15 protein-coding genes are annotated in these 23,273 nt (G+C 40.9%); 2 read left to right on the plus strand and 13 right to left on the minus strand.

Features of this window, described 5'->3' with window-relative positions; translation table 11 throughout:
- The first annotated feature begins 6 nt into the window (after nt 1–6).
- Nucleotides 7–1,140 (plus strand): HD-GYP domain-containing protein, encoded by a 1,134-nt coding sequence (locus CRN97_RS04090; RefSeq protein ID WP_097075960.1) that lies wholly within the window; start codon nt 7–9, stop codon nt 1,138–1,140.
- On the opposite strand, the gene recD2 is transcribed toward CRN97_RS04090, so the two are convergent.
- The 7 genes from recD2 to uvrB form a co-directional block, all read right to left on the minus strand.
- Nucleotides 1,130–3,361, minus strand: coding sequence for an SF1B family DNA helicase RecD2 (gene recD2 / locus CRN97_RS04095; protein ID WP_179670672.1), 2,232 nt, complete (start codon nt 3,359–3,361; stop codon nt 1,130–1,132). The two genes, CRN97_RS04090 and recD2, sit on opposite strands and share 11 nt — an antisense overlap.
- A 53-nt stretch (nt 3,362–3,414) precedes the next feature.
- Nucleotides 3,415–3,873: a hypothetical protein gene (locus CRN97_RS04100; protein WP_097075961.1), complete on the minus strand. Its 459-nt coding sequence runs from the start codon at nt 3,871–3,873 to the stop codon at nt 3,415–3,417.
- A gap of 90 nt (nt 3,874–3,963) precedes the next feature.
- Nucleotides 3,964–4,782 (minus strand): flagellar hook-basal body protein, encoded by an 819-nt coding sequence (locus CRN97_RS04105; RefSeq protein ID WP_097075962.1) that lies wholly within the window; start codon nt 4,780–4,782, stop codon nt 3,964–3,966.
- Between the two features lie 20 nt (nt 4,783–4,802).
- On the minus strand, nt 4,803–5,609 hold the full coding sequence (locus CRN97_RS04110; RefSeq protein WP_097075963.1) for a flagellar hook-basal body protein: 807 nt from the start codon (nt 5,607–5,609) through the stop codon (nt 4,803–4,805).
- 149 nt (nt 5,610–5,758) lie between these two features.
- The gene (mreB, locus tag CRN97_RS04115) at nt 5,759–6,742 is read right to left on the minus strand and encodes a rod shape-determining protein (protein WP_033152819.1); all 984 of its coding nucleotides are present in this window, start codon (nt 6,740–6,742) and stop codon (nt 5,759–5,761) included.
- 302 nt (nt 6,743–7,044) lie between these two features.
- Complete coding sequence (uvrA, locus tag CRN97_RS04120; protein ID WP_090482861.1) at nt 7,045–9,867, minus strand: excinuclease ABC subunit UvrA; 2,823 nt, start codon at nt 9,865–9,867, stop codon at nt 7,045–7,047.
- A gap of 54 nt (nt 9,868–9,921) precedes the next feature.
- Nucleotides 9,922–11,910 carry an excinuclease ABC subunit UvrB gene (gene uvrB, locus CRN97_RS04125; protein WP_097075964.1) on the minus strand — a complete coding sequence of 663 codons (1,989 nt, stop codon included), beginning with the start codon at nt 11,908–11,910 and terminating at the stop codon, nt 9,922–9,924.
- 859 nt (nt 11,911–12,769) lie between these two features.
- On the opposite strand from uvrB, the gene CRN97_RS04130 reads away from it, so the two are divergent.
- Nucleotides 12,770–13,564: a hypothetical protein gene (locus CRN97_RS04130; RefSeq protein WP_097075965.1), complete on the plus strand. Its 795-nt coding sequence runs from the start codon at nt 12,770–12,772 to the stop codon at nt 13,562–13,564.
- A gap of 89 nt (nt 13,565–13,653) precedes the next feature.
- On the opposite strand, the gene CRN97_RS04135 is transcribed toward CRN97_RS04130, so the two are convergent.
- The 6 genes from CRN97_RS04135 to CRN97_RS04160 all read right to left on the minus strand — a co-directional run bounded on the left by CRN97_RS04135 (nt 13,654) and on the right by CRN97_RS04160 (nt 23,271).
- Nucleotides 13,654–14,280 carry a YesL family protein gene (locus CRN97_RS04135; protein ID WP_097075966.1) on the minus strand — a complete coding sequence of 209 codons (627 nt, stop codon included), beginning with the start codon at nt 14,278–14,280 and terminating at the stop codon, nt 13,654–13,656.
- A gap of 3 nt (nt 14,281–14,283) precedes the next feature.
- A complete protein-coding gene (locus tag CRN97_RS04140) occupies nt 14,284–14,979 on the minus strand; it encodes a hypothetical protein (RefSeq protein WP_097075967.1) in 696 nt (231 codons plus the stop codon).
- A gap of 188 nt (nt 14,980–15,167) precedes the next feature.
- Entirely contained in the window at nt 15,168–16,751 is a 1,584-nt protein-coding gene (locus CRN97_RS04145; protein ID WP_074790861.1) for a glucose-6-phosphate isomerase, read from the minus strand.
- 117 nt (nt 16,752–16,868) lie between these two features.
- Nucleotides 16,869–18,887, minus strand: coding sequence for a methyl-accepting chemotaxis protein (locus CRN97_RS04150; RefSeq protein ID WP_097075968.1), 2,019 nt, complete (start codon nt 18,885–18,887; stop codon nt 16,869–16,871).
- A 514-nt stretch (nt 18,888–19,401) separates the two neighbouring features.
- Complete coding sequence (locus CRN97_RS04155; protein WP_097075969.1) at nt 19,402–21,405, minus strand: hypothetical protein; 2,004 nt, start codon at nt 21,403–21,405, stop codon at nt 19,402–19,404.
- Between the two features lie 66 nt (nt 21,406–21,471).
- Nucleotides 21,472–23,271 carry a hypothetical protein gene (locus CRN97_RS04160; RefSeq protein WP_097075970.1) on the minus strand — a complete coding sequence of 600 codons (1,800 nt, stop codon included), beginning with the start codon at nt 23,269–23,271 and terminating at the stop codon, nt 21,472–21,474.
- Nucleotides 23,272–23,273 lie beyond the last annotated feature (2 nt).

A 23,273-nucleotide genomic window follows, 5' to 3' on the forward strand; every position in this document is an offset into this window, starting at 1 on the left:
AGAACAATGACACTAGCAGTAGACGAATTGAAGGCTGGTATGGTTATAGCTGAACCTATCTTGACCAAGCGTGGCCAGACCATTTCAAAAGCCGGTGAAACGCTGACTAATCAGCTTATTGCCAAGCTTGCCTTCTACAAAATCGAAGCGGTTACTGTTGAGGACCCTGAGCCAGAACCTGAGCCAGAGCCTGAACCAGAACCAGAACCAACGCCTGCTCCTGCTTCCGCTAAACCAGAATCAAGAGTCAGTGACCAGATCACCTATACTCAGCGCCTGAAGGCTTCTCCAAAATTTCAGAAGTTCCAATCAGACTATGCGTTGAATATCGGTTACTTAAAAGAAAACTTTGAAGCTATTATCGCAGGAGGTGGCGCAGAATGCTCCGACCTCATGCTTGAGAACTGTGAATCTCTTTTCAAATCAAAGACTTCACTTGAGCTTTTAGATATGCTTTCAAACATGCGTAACTTAGATGACCCAATTTACACTCACTCTTTGAACGTAGCCCTCATTTCCCGTTCAATCGGAAAATGGCTTAAGCTTCCAAAGAATGATTTGAACGTCCTTACACTTGCCGGTCTTCTTCATGATATTGGTAAGACACAGATACCAGAATCTATTCTGAACAAGCCTGATAAGCTGACCGCAGAAGAATACGCTACTATGAAGACTCATCCTCTTCTTGGCAAAAAGCTTCTTAATAATAAGGGCTTTGATTCTAGAATTCTTTCCGCTGCTTTACAGCATCACGAGCGAAGCGACGGAAGTGGCTATCCTAGAGGTCTTCTGGAAGATGAGATGGACGACTTCTCATGTATCGTTGCCATCGCCGATGTTTACGATGCAATGACATGTGCCAGAGCACATCGCGATCCACTTTGTTCATTCCAAGTTATTGCTGAGTTTGAAAAAGAAGGACTTCAGAAATACCACACCAAATACGTGCTCACTTTCCTTGAGCGTATTGCAAACGCTTACAGCAACAGCCGCATTATTCTTAATAATGCAAAAACAGGCCGCGTGGTTTACATCAATAAGAGCAACCTTTCACGACCTGTTATTCAAATGGACAACGGCGACATCATCAATCTCGCCGATTCTGTCAACAAAGATTTATATATTAAAGCTATTCTGTAAAGGCTTCCTGTATTCTGTCTTTCAATCCAGAATATCTAGCAGCCTGGGATGTATTATCCACCATAGAGTAAAATACATTTGCGTCGCCTACCATGGTGACGCATTTTTTTGCTCTGGTAATGGCTGTGTAGAGAATGTTTCTGTTCATCAACATCTTTGGACCATCCATAACTGGCATTACAACTGCTGGATATTCAGAGCCCTGAGACTTGTGAATAGTAATAGCATATGCAAGCTCCAACTCATCCAAGTTAGCAAATGGATAAACCACTCTTCGTCTTTCTTCGTATTCTACTGTGATGGTCTTGGCCCAATCGTTAATATCCTTGATGATTCCCACATCTCCATTAAAGACACCAACACCCTTTTCTATGGTGATGTTGTAGCCACCGGTGACTTCCCACTCAAGCTGATAATCGTTACGAATCTGCATAACCTTATCGCCCTCACGGAAAATACGAGTATCTCCTGACCACTCTTTTTTGTTAGGCGCAGGCGGATTCAGGAAATTCTGAAGGATTCCATTTAATCGTTCTACACCTATCAAGCCCTTTCTGGTAGGGGTGAGTACCTGAATCTCGCTAATACCAGCATCTACGTATTTTGGCATTTTATCTCTAACAAGAGTGAGCATTACATTGATGATTGTATCTGCATCGTCTCTCTTTAAGAAGAAGAAATCCTTTGATTTATTATCAAGTACAACATGCTCTCCTTGGTGGATTTTATGAGCATTTACGACGATGTCACTTTCCTGAGCTTGACGGAAAATCTTTTTTAATGTAACTGCTGTAAATCTTTCTGATGCTAAAATATCCTTTAGAACATTTCCAGGGCCAACGCTTGGAAGCTGATTTTCATCACCTACGAGGATAAGTCTGGTACCCGGCGAAATAGCCTTTAGCAAGGAATACATCAATGAAACGTCTACCATGGACATCTCGTCGATGATGATTACATCACACTCAAGAGGATTCTCCTCATTACGGTCGAATCTGGCAAAAGATGTGACGCTATCATCGTCATTCATGTTTCCTGCAACCTCAAGCATACGATGAATTGTTCTGGCCTCGTAGCCGGTGGCCTCACTCATTCGCTTTGCCGCGCGGCCAGTAGGCGCACCTAGGAAGATATTGTAGCCCTGGTCCTCAAACAGCTTAATCATTGTAGTGATAGTGGTGGTTTTACCTGTACCTGGTCCACCAGTAAGTACGAAAAAGCCTCGCTCTGCTGCAGCAATTACAGCATTCTTCTGAAGCACATCAAGCTCAACATTTTCTTCTATTTCGATTCTTCGGATAGTGTTTGAAAGGTCTTCTTTATCGACGCTATATTTCACATCCAGCTCGCGAAGCATGCCGGCGATTGACTCTTCCATGCGATAGAATGCCTTTGAATACACCTGACGATTACCCTCAACATCCTTTTTTATAATAATCTTGCTATCCATAGCAAGGTTCATAATCTGGGCATCGATTGTAGCTTCATCCACCTTTAGCAAATCCTGTGACATGTGGTTCAGTGTCTCGATAGGAAGATAGGTATGTCCCATTCCAGCGCCCTGGCCAAGTATATATTGAATACCACCCTTGATTCGGAATTCAGAGTCCACCTTTATGCCCACCTGGCTTGCGATTTCATCTGCAGTTTTAAATCCGATTCCCGAAATTTCATCTGCAAGCTTGTATGGATTTGTCTGTATTACATTGTAGATTTCATTGCCGAAACGATTGTAGATTTTGATAGCCTTATTGCCGTGAAGGCCGTATTTATCAAGAAAAATAATGGCATTTCGGATATCCTTGGCTCCAACAATCTGGTCAGAAATTTCCATAGCCTTTGTGATAGAAATGCCCTTTACCTCCGCAAGACGCTCAGGCTCGTCCTCTATGATTCTGAAGGTATCAGCACCGAACTTCTTTACCACTCTGGCTGCAAGCTTTGGGCCGATACCCTTGATAGCTCCTGAGCCTAAATATCTTTCCATGGAAAGCTCATCTGCTGGTGCCTCCACCTCATAGCTGGCCACCTTGAACTGCCTGCCGTAGGTTGGATGTTCCACAAATTCTCCACGAAGGAGAAGATTCTCACCTTCTCCAATTACAGGAAAAAGTCCTGTACATGTGAGCAAATCGTCGTCTGCCACAAAGTCCAGAACTGTGTATCCATTATCTGTATTTCTAAAAATTATGTTTTCTACGTAACCCGTTAATTCTTCCATGGGTACAATAATAGCATAAAAAAACACCGCGTACTATATGTACGCGGTGGTCATTATGCTAAAACTTCTGTCACTTTTGACGCGTTTGTCTGTGCGATGTCTTCTGAAACTGTGGCTGCGTCAACACCTGCGGATTCTGTCTGAGCGCCTGTTGTTCCGGTAATTCCATAGTTGCGCATAATCTGCTCAACAAAATCATCTGTTACATCTCCACCGATTTGGTCTACAAGCTGAGATGCAACCTCTGTGATTGCTTTGTCCATATACAAATCCTTGTACATCGACATATTTGTGTCTTTGTTTTCTTCGTCTTCGTTTACAAAAGACTCCTTAACCTGTTTTACAACCTGCTCCATCATGTAAGTCTCGAAGCTTTTTACAGCCTCTTCGATTTCTTCTCTTGATGAATTCTGGGAAATGTTGCCAATTGATTTGGCAGTTGTTTCCGCTGTTGCTTTTGCCTGGTTGGTGTATTGCGATTGCAAATACGTATTCATACTCGTTAAATCCATTTCTCAATCCCCCTATTAGATAGATTTGGCATCATCCGCATCCCCTCTTCTATCAGCTAGTTAACCTACGCTCCGCGTAGGCTTGTTACTTTATCTCTTAAGGTTATTAGCCTGCTCCAACATGGTGTCTGAAGTAGTAATTGCCTTTGAGTTCATTTCATATGCACGCTGTGAGATGATAAGATTTACCATTTCATCTGCAACGTTAACATTTGAGCCTTCCAAGTAGTTCTGGAAAACAGAACTTCTGATAACTCCGTTTGTGTTCCATTCTGAAACTGGCTCGCCAGAAGCTACTGTCTCATCATATAAGTTTTCACCGATTTTTGAAAGACCAACTCTGTTTGTAAACTGATACAAAGCAATTGACTGGCCCGTATTGGTGTATGTACCATCAGGATTTCTATATGAAACAGATGCATCATCTGGGTTTACTGTAAATCCATTTTCACCAGCTGTGGCTGGAAGTGTGATAGGACGTCCTGCCTGATCTAGTACCTTGTAGCCTTCAGCTGTAGTAAGAACCTTCGCTCCGGTGTTGTCGATAGCCCATGTGAAGTTACCATTTCTGGTGTAGTGAGTTTCCTCACCATCCTGTACAGCAAAGAAGCCTTCGCCTGTGATGCACATCGCTGTATTGCTATCATTTGCCTGCTGTGGTCCCTGTGTAAAGTTAGAGTTGATTGATGCAACTCTTGTACCAAGTCCAACCTGTGCGCTAGTAGGTTTTGCCTCACCCTCTGCGTTTGTGCTGGTTGCCTGGAGTGTTTGATATAGTAAAGTCTTGAACTGTGTATTCTGAGCTTTATATGCTGTGGTGTTAACATTTGCAAGGTTATTTGCAATTGTGTCTACTGATGTCTGCTGACTCTTCATTCCTGAAGCTGCAGCCCACAAAGATCTCATCATAAGCTAATTCCTCCTAGAAATTATACCTGGCCTACTTGATTAACTGTTTTATCAAGCGTTTCATCCTCGGCCTGAATCATTTTCTGGCCTGCCTCGTATGCTCTGGCTATGGTAATCATTGTAACCATTTCATCAACTACATTGACATTGGATGATTCAAGAACACCCTGCTCTATGTAGCCATTTTCCGCTTCTATTATTTCTCCTCCATCAATAAGTGAATAGAGGTTTTCGCCGTATTTATTGATGTAATCGTAATCAGCCACATCCACCAATCCGATTGTATCGACTTCCTCGCCATTCTGAGTGATTGTACCATCCTTCGATACTGCATATTCCAATGCTGGATCAATCTGTACGTAATAGTCCTCTCCGTACTGTCCCGTCATGGCTCCCTCTGAATTGAGGAGGTAATCTCCGTTGGATGTTCTGATATAACCATCTGTGTCTACAGTGAAAGCACCATCTCGTGTGTACATGACTGATGTTTCACCAGCTTTGTTAGTGTAAGCAACTGCGAAGAATCCGCTTCCCGCAACTGCTAAATCTGAAGGTTTGTCGGTAATCTGGAATCCGCCCTGCTCCCAGTTAGTGTAAGTCTCTCCTACCTTTGTACCAAGAGAAATGTATCCGATTCCTTCTGGTCTGTTTGCAAGTGCTGATGTGTCCTTAATCTTGATTGCTAGGCGCTCGTCAAACGACTGTGCCACCATGCCTTCCTTTTTAAAGCCTGTAGTGTTGGAGTTGGCAAGGTTGTTAGTAATAGTATCAAGACGCTTCTGCTCATTAATCATGCCTGTATAGGCTGTATAGAGTCCTTTTACCATGGAGTCTCCCTTCTTTTAGACTTGGTTATAATACTCTCCATCTCTTTTATCGGTTTTCTGAAAAATAAAATTAACCCCTTTTATGGAAAAATATTATTCTTCATAATCATTTTACCATATAAAGGGGTCAAACATTCAATATTATTTAATTAATCTCCTGCAAGAAGCTCAACATAGCGACCTGTACCGATAGCTACACATGTCATTGCCTCATCAGCAGTCATTGTGTTGATGCCTGTGCGGTCCTCGATAAGCTCCTCAAGACCACGAAGAAGGGCACCACCACCTGTAAGAACGATACCTCTGTCTGCAACATCGGCTGCAAGCTCTGGTGGAGTCTTCTCGAGAACTGAGTGAATAGCCTCAACGATCTGCATTGTAGATTCCTTGAGAGCTTCCTCTGTCTCCTCTGAAGAAACAGTGATTGTCTTTGGAAGACCTGAAACAAGGTTACGTCCTCTAACGTCCATAGTCTCTGCCTCGCCAAGTGGGAAGCAACGACCGATCTTGATCTTGATATCCTCGGCTGTACGCTCACCGATAAGAAGGTTGTGCTTCTTTCTCATATAACGAACGATAGCCTCGTCGAAATCATCACCAGCAACCTTGATAGATGTGCTGACTACTGAGCTTCCAAGTGAGATAACTGCGATATCTGCTGTACCACCACCGATATCTACGATCATATTTCCCATAGGAAGGGAAATGTCGATACCAGCACCGATAGCTGCTGCGATAGGCTCCTCAATAATAGAAACCTCACGAGCACCTGCTGCAAAAGCTGCATCCTCAACGGCACGCTTCTCAACCTCTGTAGCACCAGAAGGAACACAAACAGCAATACGAGGCTTACGATAGCTCTTCTTGCCCATTGCCTTCTGAACGAAGTACTTAATCATTTTCTCTGTAACTGTGTAGTCAGAGATAACACCCTGACGAAGTGGACGAACTGCCACGATATTACCAGGAGTACGTCCAATCATAAGACGTGCCTCCTCGCCGATTTCCTTAATCTTATTAGTATCTCTATCAAAAGCCACAACTGAAGGCTCTTTTAAAACAACGCCCTTGCCCTTTGCATATACAAGAACGCTTGCTGTACCCAAATCAATTCCGATATCTGATGCTGCCATGTTATTATCCTTTCTAATTCTAATCTATTCTACTGCCTTATCGGCAGAATTGCGCATTTTCACGTTTCTATTATAAACGAATTATTTCATTATTCAAGTAAAAAAAAGCCAGCGTAAAACGCTGGCGTAATTCTCGGGGAGTGCGACCAAAGTCTCCTTCGGTCGCTGAGTTATGAAAAATTTGGTATTAGCTTTCCGCTAGTACATGAAGTAATATACAGTGCTTATGTGATGGCTATGTGAAGATTTGTGAAAAAATATAACTAAACTCCAATCTTCCTCACCTCTGCGAACGTGCGGTTTTATATATAATCTTTCAAATATTGCCCCGTATAACTCTTTTTTACCTTTACGATGTCTTCTGGTGTACCCTTAGCTATAACAGTTCCGCCACGATCACCTCCATCTGGACCCATGTCAATTATGTAGTCTGCACACTTAATAACATCAAGGTTGTGCTCGATTACTACGACTGTGTTTCCTGAGTCAGATAGCTTGCGCATGATTTCAACAAGCTTATTTACATCGTCAAAATGAAGACCAGTAGTTGGCTCGTCCAGGATGTAGATTGTCTTGCCTGTAGCACGACGTGAAAGCTCTGTAGCAAGCTTGATTCGTTGGGCCTCTCCACCTGAAAGTGTGGTGCTTGGTTGTCCAAGCTTGATGTAGCCAAGACCTACATCATACAGTGCCTGGATTTTATTAAGAATGCTTGGAACATTTTTGAAGAATTCCACAGCCTCTTCAACTGTCATATCAAGCACATCGTAAATTGTCTTACCCTTATAATGAACCTCCAAAGTCTCTCGGTTGTAACGCTTGCCGCCGCAGACTTCACAAGGAACATAAACATCTGGAAGGAAGTGCATCTCGATTTTGATGATACCATCTCCTGAGCAGGCTTCACATCGGCCGCCCTTTACGTTGAAGGAGAATCTTCCTTTATTGTATCCGCGCTCCTTCGCCTCAGTTGTTCCAGCAAACAAATCACGAATCAAATCAAACACACCTGTGTAAGTAGCAGGGTTAGAACGTGGTGTACGTCCGATTGGAGACTGGTCGATATCGATAACCTTATCAAGGGCCTCTGTTCCAATAATATCATCGTGCTTTCCAGATACTTTTCTGGCACGATTCAGGCGCTTTGCCAAATCCTTGTAAAGAATCTCATTTACAAGAGAGCTCTTTCCTGAACCAGACACACCGGTAACAACTGTCATGATTCCAAGAGGAATATCAACGTCGATATTTTTAAGGTTATGCTCGCGGGCGCCCTTGATAGTAAGCCATCCCTTTGGCTCGCGGCGCTCCTTTGGAACAGGGATGCAAAGCTTGCCACTAAGATACTGACCGGTGATAGATTCTGGACATGCCATAATCTCCTCTGGTGTACCAGCGGCGATGACTTCTCCACCGTCCTTGCCGGCGCGAGGACCGATATCCACAAGATAATCCGCAGCGCGCATAGTATCAGCGTCGTGTTCTACTACGATCAGCGTATTTCCAAGGTCTCTGAGGCCTTTGAGGGATGCTAATAACTTATCGTTATCTTTTTGATGAAGACCAATAGATGGCTCATCCAAGATGTAGGCTACGCCAACAAGACCTGAACCAATCTGTGTTGCAAGACGGATTCGCTGTGCCTCTCCACCTGAAAGTGTGGCTGTTGCACGGCTAAGTGTAAGATAATCCAGGCCAACATCTACCATGAACTTCAGACGAGCCTTGATTTCCTTCAAGACAACTGCACCGATTTTTTTCTGCTGCTCTGTAAGATTGAGACCGTCAATCATTTCGTACAATTCACGGACAGGATACTGAGTCATTTCGAAAATGTTTTTATCATCCAAAGTAACTGCAAGCGATTCCTTCTTCAGACGCTGACCATGACAGCATGGACAATCGCTGTAGAACATGAACTCCTCGTACTCTTTCTTTGCAGACTCTGAATATGTCTCTTTATATCTACGGCTAACATTTTCGATAAGGCCTTCGAATACGGTAGGGTACACTCCGCGGCCTCGTTGGCCTTCGTAATGAACATCTACTGACTTGTCGAATCCATGGATGAACATGTGGCGAATCTTCTCAGGGAGCTCCTTGTATGGAGTGTCGAGAGAAAACTTGTATTCCTTGGCAAGTGCCTCAAGCAAAGCGTGAGCAAAGCTTGTGGATTTGTTGGATGACTGCCAACCGATAACCTGAACTGCCCCCTCATTGAAAGAAAGGCTCTTGTCAGGAATCATTAAGTCCTCATCAAACTCCATCTTGTATCCAAGACCGAAGCACTCTGGACAGGCACCAAATGGATTGTTGAAGGAGAAGCTTCGTGGCTCCACCTCATCAATGCTGATTCCACAATCAGGACATGAGAATCCCTCAGAGAAATTGATTGGTTCGCCGTCGATTACATCAACAATCATCAATCCTTCAGCCAGCTTGAGCACTGCTTCAATGGAATCTGTAAGACGCTTTTCAATGCCTTCCTTTATAACAAGTCGGTCAACAACGATTTCAATGTTGTGCTTTATATTTTTATCAAGCTTTATCTCTTCGGATAAATCGTAAACATTGCCATCTACATTTACACGAACATAGCCTGATTTCTTTGCCTTTTCAAAAAGCTTTTCATGTGTACCCTTTCGTCCACGGACAACTGGGGCAAGAAGCTGAATCTTTGTGCGTTCTGGAAGTGCCATAATGGCATCAACCATCTGGTCTACAGTCTGTTTGCTGATTGGCTTGCCGCAATTTGGACAGTGAGGCACACCGCATCGAGCGTAAAGCAGACGCATGTAGTCATAAATCTCTGTAACAGTGCCGACTGTAGAACGTGGGTTATGGTTGGTGCTTTTCTGATCAATTGAGATGGCAGGTGGCATACCTTCCATGTGCTCTACATTTGGCTTTTCCATCTGGCCAAGGAACTGACGGGCATAGGAAGAAAGTGACTCCATATAGCGGCGCTGACCCTCGGCAAAAATTGTATCGAATGCCAACGAAGATTTACCTGAGCCTGATAATCCCGTGAGAACAACAAATTCATCACGAGGAATATCTAGGCTGACATTTTTCAGGTTATGCTCATTGGCACCCTTTATTTTTATGTATTTTCTTTCTTTCATTTTCTTTTCCTCATAAAAACGACTTGTTTTACAAGTCTATCCTGCAAGCTACCATTACTCTTCATACATATCTCTAAGCATGTTTTTAAGCTCAACCATCTTGTCACGATATTCTGCGGCAGCTTCGAAGTTAAGCTCTGTGGCGGCTTTCTTCATCTTCTTCTGAATGTCGCCAATCAGCTTCTCAAGCTCCTGCTTGTTCATCTCTTCAGGATCCTTCTTGAACTGCATCTCCTTGTGAGCGATTTCCTTAGAAATAGAAATAAGCTCACGGACTGATTTTTGTATTGTCTGCGGAGTGATGCCATGCTCCTTGTTGTAAGCCTTTTGGATTTCTCTACGACGCTCTGTCTCGGAGATGGCCTTTTCCATGGATTCTGTCATGGTATCTGCGTACATGATAACGTGACCCTCGGAATTTCGAGCGGCACGGCCAATTGTCTGAATCAGCGAACGCTCACTTCGAAGGAAGCCCTCCTTATCAGCGTCGAGAATGGCAACAAGTGTGATTTCCGGAATGTCCAATCCCTCCCTAAGAAGGTTGATTCCAACCAGAACATCAAACACATCCAGTCGCAAATCCCTGATGATTTCTGCACGCTCCATGGTATCAATATCGGAGTGCATGTATTTTACTCTAACTCCAAGCTCTGCCAGATAATCTGTTAAATCCTCTGCCATTCGCTTGGTGAGAGTTGTAATCATTACCTTATTTTTCTTTTCAACTTCCTTCTGGATTTCATTGAAAAGGTCATCTATCTGCCCCTCAACTGGGCGCACCTCAACCTCTGGATCAAGAAGACCTGTTGGGCGTATAACCTGCTCTGTGCGAAGCAGCTCGTGCTCTTCCTCATAATCACCTGGTGTGGCTGACACAAACATAATCTGGTCAATTTTTGATTCGAACTCACCAAAGTTTAGAGGTCGGTTGTCGAGAGCTGATGGCAATCTGAAGCCATACTCAACCAGCGTCTTTTTGCGGGCCTGGTCACCTGCAAACATACCACGAACCTGTGGCAATGTGATGTGACTCTCGTCCACTATAATAAGGAAGTCGTCGTTGAAATAATCAATCAAACACTTTGGTGGCTCCCCCGGCTGCTGATTCGTCATGTGGCGGCTGTAATTTTCGATGCCGGAGCAAAAGCCTGTTTCACGTAGCATTTCAATATCGAAGTTTGTACGCTCTGCGATACGCTGAGCCTCAATAAGCTTATCCTCTGATTTAAAGAACTTCACTCTCTCATCCAGCTCTGCTTCGATGCTGGCACAAGCTGCGTTAATCTTGTCCTGAGGGATGACATAGTGGCTGGCTGGAAAAATCGCAACATGCTCTAGCTCTCGTTTCACCTGGCCTGTCATAATATCTGTCTCGCAAATACGGTCGATTTCATCTCCGAAGAACTCGATCCGAATGCCGTAATCGCTGGTGTTAGCCGGGATAACCTCTAGCGTGTCACCGCGAACACGGAATGTGCCTCGGTCAAAATCCATGTCATTTCGCATGTACTGGATGTTTATCAATTCGTGAATAACATCGTCCCTGTCCTTCATATCTCCCGGGCGCAGACTAACCATCATGTTTTGGAAATCGTCCGGCTCGCCGATGCCGTAAATGCAAGAAACAGACGAGACAATAATTACATCTCGTCTTTCTGATAATGAAGCTGTGGCCGAAAGGCGCAGCTTGTCTATTTCATCATTAATTGAAGAATCCTTCGCGATGTATGTATCAGTGCTAGGCACATAGGCCTCTGGCTGATAATAATCATAGTAAGACACAAAGTATTCCACAGCGTTCTCCGGGAAGAATTCCTTAAACTCGGAATACAGCTGGCCCGCCAAAGTCTTGTTGTGAGCAATGATCAAGGTTGGCTTGTTGAGCTGCTCGATAACATTGGCCATGGTGAATGTCTTTCCAGAACCGGTAACGCCAAGAAGTGTCTGCATCTGGTTTCCTTCTTTGAAACCTCGCACCAAATCTGCGATTGCCTGAGGCTGGTCGCCTGTTGGCTTATATTCAGAATGTAATTTGAAATCCATAGTTTAGCCTTTCGGTTCAATTGTACACAATCGTATGTAATGTATTATAGCACAGCGGTATGATTAGTCAAACATTTGTTTGTACCATCTCGTTTATGTTATTATACTTGACAATTTTGTTTTATCTATGTTATATATAACACTCGTGTGACTCACAACACACATTTCAATTTCATGCAGTATCAATTGCGTAATGAACAGCAGCATTACCCGGATTATTTGCATGTCACGCCGATTTATCGGCTTTTTCCCACCAAAGACAATTGAATAATGGCTTTATAGGAGATTGCGCAAGGGTTTTAAATGCCTTGACTGGATTATTATTGGCTTTAGCTGGCTGAACCTTTTAGAATTGTTAAGTTTATCTATAGCATTCGCTTATTCCACTTAAAAGTTGTGAATGCGGTTAAGTTTATATACAGGATTCTATTTTTCACTTAATTTTACTTAAAATATTTTAATCAAAGTTAAGTTTATTACAATTTTCTTTTCTTTCACTTAACAACATTGCTATGCTTGATAAGTTTATTTCTTATTTGTCGTATATACACTTAACATCCTCTCTCAAGCTTCCACATTTTTTAAGTTTATTTTTCAAAAACGCCAATAAACTTAAGTGGTCATGACGATTTTAAGTTTATTATTTCTATCTACATAATACACTTAACAATTCATCAAAAACCATATAAGTGAAATTCCTTTTCTCTCTTTTTTCACTTAAGTCGGCCCATTTTACTTATAAACTATGCCTTTTTACTAATTAATTCGATCATATTCTCTTACTCAAGTCAGCCAACCTTCGCATTTCTCCTTTAATTCGCCTTATCATGTCTTATTTACACATTAAACAGGAGTAGTTATGAATACAGTTTTAAATATTGATACTAGCAGAACGGAAGCTAGCATCTACAATCTAATCGACGTGGTTGACAAAGAACTATTATCCGCTCCCAAGGGTTACATAAGATTAGAAAGTAGCAAAGGATATCCTCGATATTATTATTACAAAAACCGTTCTGAAACATCAGGAAAATACCTATCCGCCGATAACATAGGTTTTATCGCATCCATTTGTCAGCGAGATTACTATATTAAGCTTCTAAAGAAACTTAAAGATTTAATCAATCGTTACCAACGCGGGATTCATTTTGATATCTACGTGGAGATTGATAGTGTTTACTATTCTTTCAATCCAGGCAAACGCTCTTTGATTAAGCCTATTGTTCCCGACATAGAATCATTCATTGATGAATGGCATCTTCAACATCCCGGCTCATTAAACACTTTTCCTATAGAAAACGGAGTCTATACAAATAATGGCGAATTGGTTAGATCAAAATCCGAAAAAATCATTGCGGACAGATTGTTGGATTATGGAATTCCTTATGCTTATGAACCAAGCCTTATTATTGATGGATTAATAAAGTATCCCGACTTTCTTGTTTTAAACAAAACCACTAGAGAAACTTTGATTTGGGAACATTTAGGTCTTGCCGATAGCCTGGATTACAACTCAAATAATCTGAGCAAACTAGCTCTCTATGAAGCCAATGGACATTTGGTTGGCAAAAATGTAATCACATCGTTTGAGTCCACCAATTATCCATTAAGCACAAAGTTAATTGATAGTAAAATCAATGATTACCTTACTTAATCTAGAAAAGATTTATTTCTACATTTCTAATATCTAATTCTTTTTTATAAAAAACGAGGATGCCAATCAATTGGCATCCTCGTTGTATTTTATAATTCATCCTCTTTTGCGATGTCTTCCTCGGACATGTATTTGCGGAAGACTTTTTCGAGGATTGGGTGCAATGTGCAGGAAATGATTCCTGGTGCGAATAATATTAAAAATAGGAATCTGTAGCAAAGGTAATAGATGGCGATTAAAAGCACAAGCATTACAAGTGTCCAGCCGATGTTTGCAATCATGAAAACTGCTGAGACTTTGAATGATTCCTTGAAGCCATTTTCAAAGCGGGCGATGTATGCAAAATGGTAGATTGCCCAAAGTACTGTGAAGACTAAAAGCACCATGAAGAAAATTGATGCTGCAGCAAATGGGCTGTCTGGGGATAAGTAATTTCTGGTGATGTAGATGTCGCCTCCAAGGATTGCGTATAGCAAAATGAAAATCAGCCATGATAATGTGGACTGCTTGAAGTTGTCCTTGAATGAGTGGAAGAACTCAGTGGTGTAGCCGCGGCCCTTGTAGATGCATTTATGGGTGGCATAGTAAAGGGCTGTAGAGCTGGCGCCGATTGTCACAAGTGGCAATGCGCAAGCTAAGAAGTAAAAACTAATCAAAATCACGTCTGCGATTTTTGAAATCCCATCAATAAATCTGTTGTTAAATAATTTTTCCAAAACCTATTCTCCTATTTCTATTTCATAAAGCAGATTGTAGAAATTCTGCATGTATTCTTCATTCCCTGATAAATCAACAATGACTAGATAACACATGTTGTCATCCAAGCCGAAGTATTCCTGAACTTTTGTGCCGGAAATATCGATGGCTGCGTAGTTGTCGAAGTATGTGTCGTCGTTTTCGTTGCGTTGACTGAAAGTAGCTTCGCGATTTGCCCATAAATCTAAGAGATTGTCGGGAAGCTGCTTTGTCACATCCAGTGGTGTGCCAAGGTCGCATAAATACTGTACGCCTGCTTCGTCGGTGAAGGCGAAATCCATCTGCCCTGATACGGTGTAGATATCGATTTGATTGTAGTAGGCTGTTGAATTTGCATCCACATCTCCGGATAAACCAGCCACCATGGAGAAGCCTTCGTGCTTATCCATGCCAAGCAGCTCCGGCAGCGTTTTTTCTAGGTTTTCATCGACCTGAGATGAATTGATAACAACTCCGTAAAGCTTGTAATCTATGTACGTCATCTGATGGTGGACGAACCAACCAATCACTCCGATGATGACAAGCACAATCAACATGTGCATCCAATAATACGTAAATACGTATCCAATCTTTTTGTCTAAAGGCATCTGGGCTAGCTTTGCTTTTTCCCCTGCCCATGTTTTAGTAACCTGCTCTTGCTCATTGTCTTGATATGCCATATTACCCCACTCCATTATTTCGTCTAGAACCTATCGTAACGTAAAAAAACAGCTACCGCAATAAGCGATAGCCATTTTTAATAAACATTTAATAATAAGGGAAGTCGCAGCTATTGGAAATTTGCCTTCGGCAAAAGCTGCTCCAGTATAGCAAATAATCAAACAAAGTTTTATTATTTGCTATAATTTTAAATATCAAGAAGCTTTGCGTATGCTGCAAGTGCATCTGATGTATCGCCAGCAAGTACCTTCTTTGCAAGTACCTTACCAAGCTGAACACCTTCCTGATCGAATGAGTTAACATTCCATGCAAATCCCTGGAACATAACCTTGTTCTCGAAGTGAGCAAGGAGTGCACCAAGTGTCTCTGGTGTAAGCTGATCACCAACGATGATTGATGATGGACGGTTGCCCTCGAAGTACTTGTTGCGGTTGTCATCATCCTTACCGCAAGCGAATGCCATAATCTGAGCTGCAACGTTTGCCTTAAGCTTCTGCTGTGATGTACTGCCTTCGATTACAACATCTGTTGCCATCTGGCTGTTCTTGAAGCCAACGAACTGAAGAGGGATGATGTTTGTTCCCTGGTGAAGGAGCTGGTAGAAACTGTGCTGTCCGTTTGTACCTGGCTCACCAAAGATAACTGGACCAGTAACGTAATCAATTGCCTCGCCGAAACGGTTAACGCTCTTGCCGTTTGACTCCATGTCGAGCTGCTGTAAGTGAGCAGGGAAACGGCTAAGTGCCTGTGAGTATGGAAGAACGGCTGTAGACTCATATCCAAGGATATTTCTCTCGTATACGCCGATAAGTGCATCAAGTAATGCTGGGTTCTTGCGGATATCTGTGTTCTTTGCAAGAGCATCCTCTGCAGCTGCACCGTTAAGGAAACGAGCAAATACATCAGGACCGAATGCAAGTGAAAGAACTGCGCCACCTACTGAAGATGTAGATGAGTAACGGCCGCCGATGTAATCATCCATGAAGAATGCATCAAGGTAATCAGATGACTTTGCAAGTGGAGATGTCTCTGATGTAACTGCGATCATGTGCTTTGAAGCATCAAGACCAGCGTTCTTAAGAGCATCCTTAACAAATGACTCGTTTGTAAGTGTCTCAAGTGTTGTACCTGACTTAGAAACGAGGATGAAGATAGAGTGAGCAACATCAACGCCTGCAAGAACAGCTGCTGCATCATCAGGATCTACATTTGAAATGAAGTGAGCCTCCATCTTGAATGTGCCTGTAACCTTTGCCCAGTTCTCAAGAGCAAGGTACATAGCGCGAGGACCAAGGTCTGATCCACCGATACCAATCTGAACAACAGATGTGAACTTCTCGCCTGCTTCGTTAACGATTTCGCCAGCGTGAACCTTGTTTGCGAACTCAGCGATGCGCTCCTGCTGCTTTACATAGAACTCTCTCTTGTTAACGCCATCAGCCATAACATCATCGCCAAGCTGACCACGTGTGAGCTGGTGAAGAACGAGACGCTTTTCACCTGTATTGATAACCTCTCCGTTGTAGAGGGCTGCGAACTTGTCAACAAGCTGTGCCTCGTCAGCAAGCTTTGCAAGTGCATCAAGAACTGTGTCATCAACCTGCTTTGAAGCGAAGTTGTAAACCATGCCGTTTGACATTGGCACGCAGTACTCAGCAACACGCTTTGCACCGTTTGCACCAGCCATAGCTGTCTTGAGCTCTACCTGATTCTTAAGCCCCTGGAGAGTCTTGAATGACTCGAGCTTATCAAAATTTTTCCATTCTACCATTTTGAACACTCCTTTATATAAAACAATGTATATTGAAAACGATTTCAGTGAAAATTTTATAATAAAAGCCGTGGTATTTCAAGAAACACCACGGCTTTTTCACAATATTCCTATTTATTACACTTGAAATTGATTTATTAAATCTTCAATTCTTACAGATGACTCTGATACTGCTGTAGCACTTCCATCAACTTTCTTTGAATGAGATGCAACCTGCTCAGCTCCCTCTGCAAGGGTTGTTGCTGTAGCGCTTACTTCCTCTGTACTAGCTGACTGTTCCTCTGAGATAGCAGCCATAGCAGAAGCTATACCGTCAATGCTTCCAATTTTCTGAATCATTTCTCCAACAGTTTCACTAGCATTATCAAGGCTCTTGAAAATCTGTTCAAACGTTTCACCTGCAGTATTTACTGACTCCATGCTTTGATTGATTTCCCCAACATTCTGCTGAGCCTTTTCAGATAACAACCTGATTTGCTCTGAGATTTCTTTGATGATATCCGAAATCTGCTGAGTGCTTTCCGCAGAATTCTGAGCCAATGCACCAATTTCGTCTGCAACTACTGCAAATCCTCGTCCTGCTTCACCTGCTCGCGCAGCCTCAATTGAAGCATTCAAAGAAAGTAGATTTGTCTGGCTAGAGATTGAATTAATCATATCTACAATTGAATCAATCTTCTTTGCTGATTCATCTACAGAGCAAACAACCTCATTCATTTCCTGCATCGAATCAGCAACAGCTGTCATTCCAGACTGCACAGCTTCCATATCCTTTTGACCAGTTCGGGCTGCAGATACTAAATCATCCATAGTTTCTTTTGTTGATTCACTCTGTTGTGTAAGGTCATCTACCTGCTGCGCAAGATCTGTCGCATTCTCTGCAAGCTCTGTAACAGCGTTTGCCATGTCTTCCATAGTTAACTGAATCTGCTGCATTGCGCTAGCTTGGTCCTCTGCACGCTCGTTAAGATCTGTTGAAACTTCCTTGCTAGTGTTAGCTTCTGATGCAAGTGTTCCTGACATTGATTTAATCTCTACCAATGTCTCTCTCATGCTAGCCACGTAATCATGCATATTGTTATTCATGATTCCGATTTCGTTTTTTCCACCTTCTGGTATTTCAACTGTGAAATCACCACTAGCAATTCTTGTGATATTTTCAGTAAGATTGCTTACAGGCTTTGTAATCATATTGTTGATTAAACTGAGAAGTATGACTGTGATTGCAACTACAATACCTGCTGCAATTATCATGCTTATATACATAAATGTGTTAAGTTCCTTTAACACAGCATTTTTAGACACATATGCAGCCATTATCCAGTTTGTATTTGGCACCTCATTAAATGATACAAAATAATATGTACCTTTTATTTGCATTCCTTTTACTTTGCCAATCTGATCCGAAGAAAGTTCTTTTCCAATAGCTGTAGTCATTGGATCATCACTGTGTGAATCGATTGTTGTTCCTATGAATTCTGTCTCTGGATGAGCAAGAATCATATTCTCATAGAAAAGCATAGTTTTGCCAATTCCGCCTGGCTGATAAAGACTTGCAGTAGCTGAAATATCTGCCAAGGAAATGTCAATTGCCATTACGCCTGTTCTGCCATCTTTTAATGTAATTTGGCGCGAAGCTGATACTATCATCTCATTTGTAGAATCATCTATGTAAGGTGCACCAAGTGTCATCTGGGATTTATCAGCACCATCTTTGTACCAATCACGCTGAGTTGGGTCGTAACCTGCCCCTGGATCCCACCCCGATGGATCAATATAAGTTTTATCTGATAATCCTATATAGCAACCATTTGGAACCTGTTCAAAAGCAGTTAATGCTGGTTGCAAAATAGCTGCGATTTCTGAATCATCCGTAAATGTTCCAGATTCTACTAAATCAGCAGCACTATCAAAATAGTTTAAAATGTCTCCAAGCTGAGAGCCGATGTCCAAGGAATTAGCTCTAGACTCTTGATTTAAGGCATCTGTAGCAGATTCTGTGATTACAGATTTTGCTCGAATTGCCACAAAAGAAGTTACAAAAACAATAGCAACTGCAACCATTGGAATCAATACCATCAATAGCTGCCTACTAATTTTCTTATTGCCTCGCTCCTGTCCTTTGTTCTTTTTCATTAAATATACCTCCACTCATAGGATAGTTTTTTGCACTATCCTCAAATATGTCTTTTATGCCTCGCCAAAAAGGCACAAAATTCATCATAATCCCATGAATGATGGAGGTCAAGAGTAATAATACATAAAACGAGCTGCCTCCCAACTTCATTCAGAAGTCAAAAAGCAGCTCTTAAGCAAATACTGATAATGTCATTATTAAGTTCCTTTCTTGAATTGTCCTTCTGCTGTGCCTTCGCGTCAGCCAACCTGACCTTTGTCAAATCAACCAACGGAGATTTGGTCTTCCTGCCGAAAGAATCAACTCTTTTGTTTTATATTCTTTATATCGGCAGGAAGGGTTAAAATATTACCCTCTCTCATTCAACTCCACATCAAGGCCTAATAGATTTGAATCCGTTACTTTCATAAACGCCTCTTAGCCGTACGGCTATATTTGCCTTTGTATTGTATAAAAATAGCCGTACGGCTATGTAAACGGAATTGCTAGATTTCTATTTTACCCCACTAATGCTTACATCACATCAACTATATTTGTCATTCTTCCGAAAAATGGATCTTCTACAACAAGATTTTTAAATGACTGATCAGTGATTTCCAACTTTCCAATTAAAGTTAAAAATGCCTCATCCAACATTTTATTCTGCTGTCTCATGGACACGGGAACAATTTCTAAATAATCATTTACATACTGCATAATCCCCTGCTGCATTCGCGATACACACTCCAGATTCTCATCGCTTCTAGTTTCTTTTGCATAGACAGGTTGTCCATCTTCATCAAATTCATCAACAGATGGCATAGGTGATGTAAGAATAGTTTCTAGAATATAATAGTTATCAAATATAGCACTGGTATCACGCTCTTTTTCTGTGTAGAAAGATTCTATATCTACACCTTTATCAGCCATAAACTCCGGCTCAAGTTGTAAGAAATACAATCCGCTCATTTGCTGAGGCATAAACTTATGCAAAAATAATTGAGTCGTACCCTTAGCTACAAAATCGAACACACCCAGTTTGCCATCTGGCAAATTTAATGAATCAATGTATTTTAAATAGTTGCGGCGTTTATCCTTTGCCTTTTCCAATATCAGCGCATTCCTATCTTTGGCATCTACATAATCTTCTATCCCAAACCTGACTAACATACTTTCCTTTTCGGTACCAAAGAATTTCATGCTATCTACATAATTAATATCATCTTCATCCATTATTCCTGCACGAATAGCAGATATTCTGGATGTCAAAAAATAAAAACCATCTTTATCTTCACAAAATCTATTATAGATTTTCTTCAGTAAATACCCGTCTCTTGCACATAATAAGATGCCGTCCAATCCAAGTTCTTGTTTCTTTGCAATCATCCATTGCATAAAATCAACTATCATCGGACCGCAAATATAGTAGCCTATATCAAAACAATCATCTATTTCTATTTTTGTGCCATTCTCAAATTGAAATGGGCTTGAAAACTTTCTTGAAAGAAACAATCCAAGCTTAGCTCTGTCAGAATATGTCTCTGCTATCGATTCAACTCCCATTCCGCCAAGCGCGTCCATGATGCTATTATTTCCATATATGTGAAAGGTGTCGATTCCATATTCCTTTGCTTTCTCTATATCTGCAAATTCATCATTTCCAATGTGAAGAATCTTCTTTTCTCTATTTGCCTCAATAACATGTGAAAATAGTTTCTGTGTTTTGAATGTACCATATTCGCAAGAGACAAATAACTCATCAAATATATCTAGTCCACACTTTGCCAGCAATTCCTCCATTTGCTCTTTTGTGTAATAGGTATCACTTGTAAGAATTAATTTTTTCCCGTTTTTCTTTGCATAAGAAATGATGGTAGTCATATCATCTCGAGAAACTACCATTTTACTGTCTATTTGAAATTCAATTGAAGCTAATTCTTCAGCCGACTCTTTTATACCAGTGAGTTTTTCTTTTACCCATGTGTAAATATCAAGAAGTGTTGGAGATGAATTACGGGATAATTCTTTTTCAGCAATAATTCGTATATGCGATAATTCTTTGACACCTACTTGATTAGCAACCAAATCAAAAATATCTGTGTAATCACTTATTTTTCTGTTGATTAGTGTGTCAAAAAAATCAAAACTAATTACATCTGATTCATCTACCTTCTTGACTAAATCATCCTTGGTATAGGTTTCGATATTTGAAAATTCATAGGATGCTCGCTTTTCTTCTAATAAATTATTTCCACGAACATCATATACTTCTACGCCATTCGCTATACAAGCGTCTTTAATACGTTTTGCAATCACCTTACATGATCCTGGACGAGCAACAACTATTATTCTCTCAACTTTAAGATCAATAGCCTGCTGCAAAGAAATAATTGGATAGCCAAACTGCTCTCCAGATTCTTTATAGCCGTCAAGAAGCCCTACTATATTTAATTCATTTGTGTATGCTTTTATGAACCTTTCTGTTTCGGATCCAAGTCCGTATAACGCTATTTCAATCTTTCTATTTATTTTGCACATGTTCCAACAACATTAATCCAATTATTATTGTTATAATACTTATTCGACTCTTTCTTTAATAAATTCCTACAAAAAACGTTTAAGATGAAGCTCACGATCTATCTGTCGTCGTAATTCGAGCTTATCATCAAAATTATTCGCATATTCCAAAAACAGATTGATTAGTTTAACATCTTCCTCATCCTTTTGACGTGCATCACGAATCTTTTTGCTCTTAAGAACTTCAAGATTGATAAACTTTAATCCATAAAACTGAATATGAAGATTCTCATCAGAAATCAATACATCATCCGGCATTACAACATCGTTCTCTATAACAACAAAATCCTTACCACAAAGTTCTATATCTTCATCTATTTTCCTCGACTTTTTGCCCAATACAGCCCTGCCTTTTGAATTTACAATAAAGTCAATGTCATTTGACTCTCGTAATCCAAAGACTTCCATAATACTGCTGCCGACAAGCATTGCATCTTCAGGCCTTACGCCGTTGTCATACAGAAGTTTCCTATATTTATCAAGTTTTTCGATAAATGAAGCTCTATAGTTTCTCAAAACAATTCTAGACATATTCTTGCATGTATTAACAGACAGAAATAACTCTCTAACCCATAGGTACTCCTCATAGTTGTCTGTAGCATGTGTTACCGCCCCACTTAATACTTCCAGTTCTTCTGAGACCGAATCTCGCAATAACAGCTTCGTAGCACGTATAGTTTTATATATATCTTTTTCTTTGTTGTTCTGATTCGAAACCAACACAACTCTTATTTTGAGAGGCGCCAATTTTAATAACTTTGCTTTTAAATGGATTTGCGTATTAATCCACAAAGGATCCCAGTACATGTCCCTGATTATATTCTCAAATCCTACATAATCATGTTTAAAGTCCAAATCCACATATCCCACAACAGTACAATTCTTTTTTATCTGAGCTAAAAAATAGTCCCAGTTATGCTCTTGCGTTCCAAAAAGCAAGAAAATGCCACATTCTTTATAACAATCTCCGTAAGCATAAAGAATTCTTTGCATATCTTCGGTGCTAAAGCCATTTTTCACAAACCAGTCAAAGCCAAATCCGTCTCCGTATTCCTCTAAATCGGGATAATACTTTACATATATTTCTTTTTCCAGTGCTGCAGCCCCAGCTATGCGATGTTGGCCATCAAGCAAAATTCGATTACCTGTAACAATCGGTACGTATTTTCTTTGGTCAAAATCAGATGCTTTCATAGCATCAATTAGTTTCTTAAACTCCTCGATAAAATCATTAACAGTTTCTTTTTTTCGTTCGACAAAATAGTTTTCCTTGGTAAATATGTCTCCTTGCGCCAGTATGGTGCGTTTATACAGCGAAAGGTTTGCCTCATTGTAGACATTATTGACTATGTCACGAGCCACCAAAAAACGTGGCATTACCGACAATTCATTGACAAGACACAACTCATCAATTGCTAGACTTTCGATGCTTGGTTCTTTGTGCTCATCCTCAACTCTATTATTCGGATACACCGTATCTGTAGAGTACTCATGGCAGGTAGTGATTATTTTATCTTCGCTAATTCCATATTCATCACGCAGCATTTCTGCGACGCTGTCCGCGATATCCTTATTCACTATAGCAATTACTGCATAATCAAAGTCATTACATTCTTGTATTTTTTCTACTGCAGAAATCGGGAATTTGCAGCCAAATCTATCTTCGCCGTTTTCAATTTCATTTGCTCTTTTATCAACCCAGAGCACAACATTGCAATAATGCGTATTTATGATTTGACGGAAAAATTGAATCCCGCAATCTCCCGCTCCATAAAGGATTATTTTGCTTCCTTTTGGTATTAATTCAAACGGAAATAGTAACACCATAT

The sequence above is a fragment of the Pseudobutyrivibrio ruminis DSM 9787 genome, assembly GCF_900218035.1.
Lineage (GTDB): Bacteria > Bacillota > Clostridia > Lachnospirales > Lachnospiraceae > Pseudobutyrivibrio > Pseudobutyrivibrio ruminis.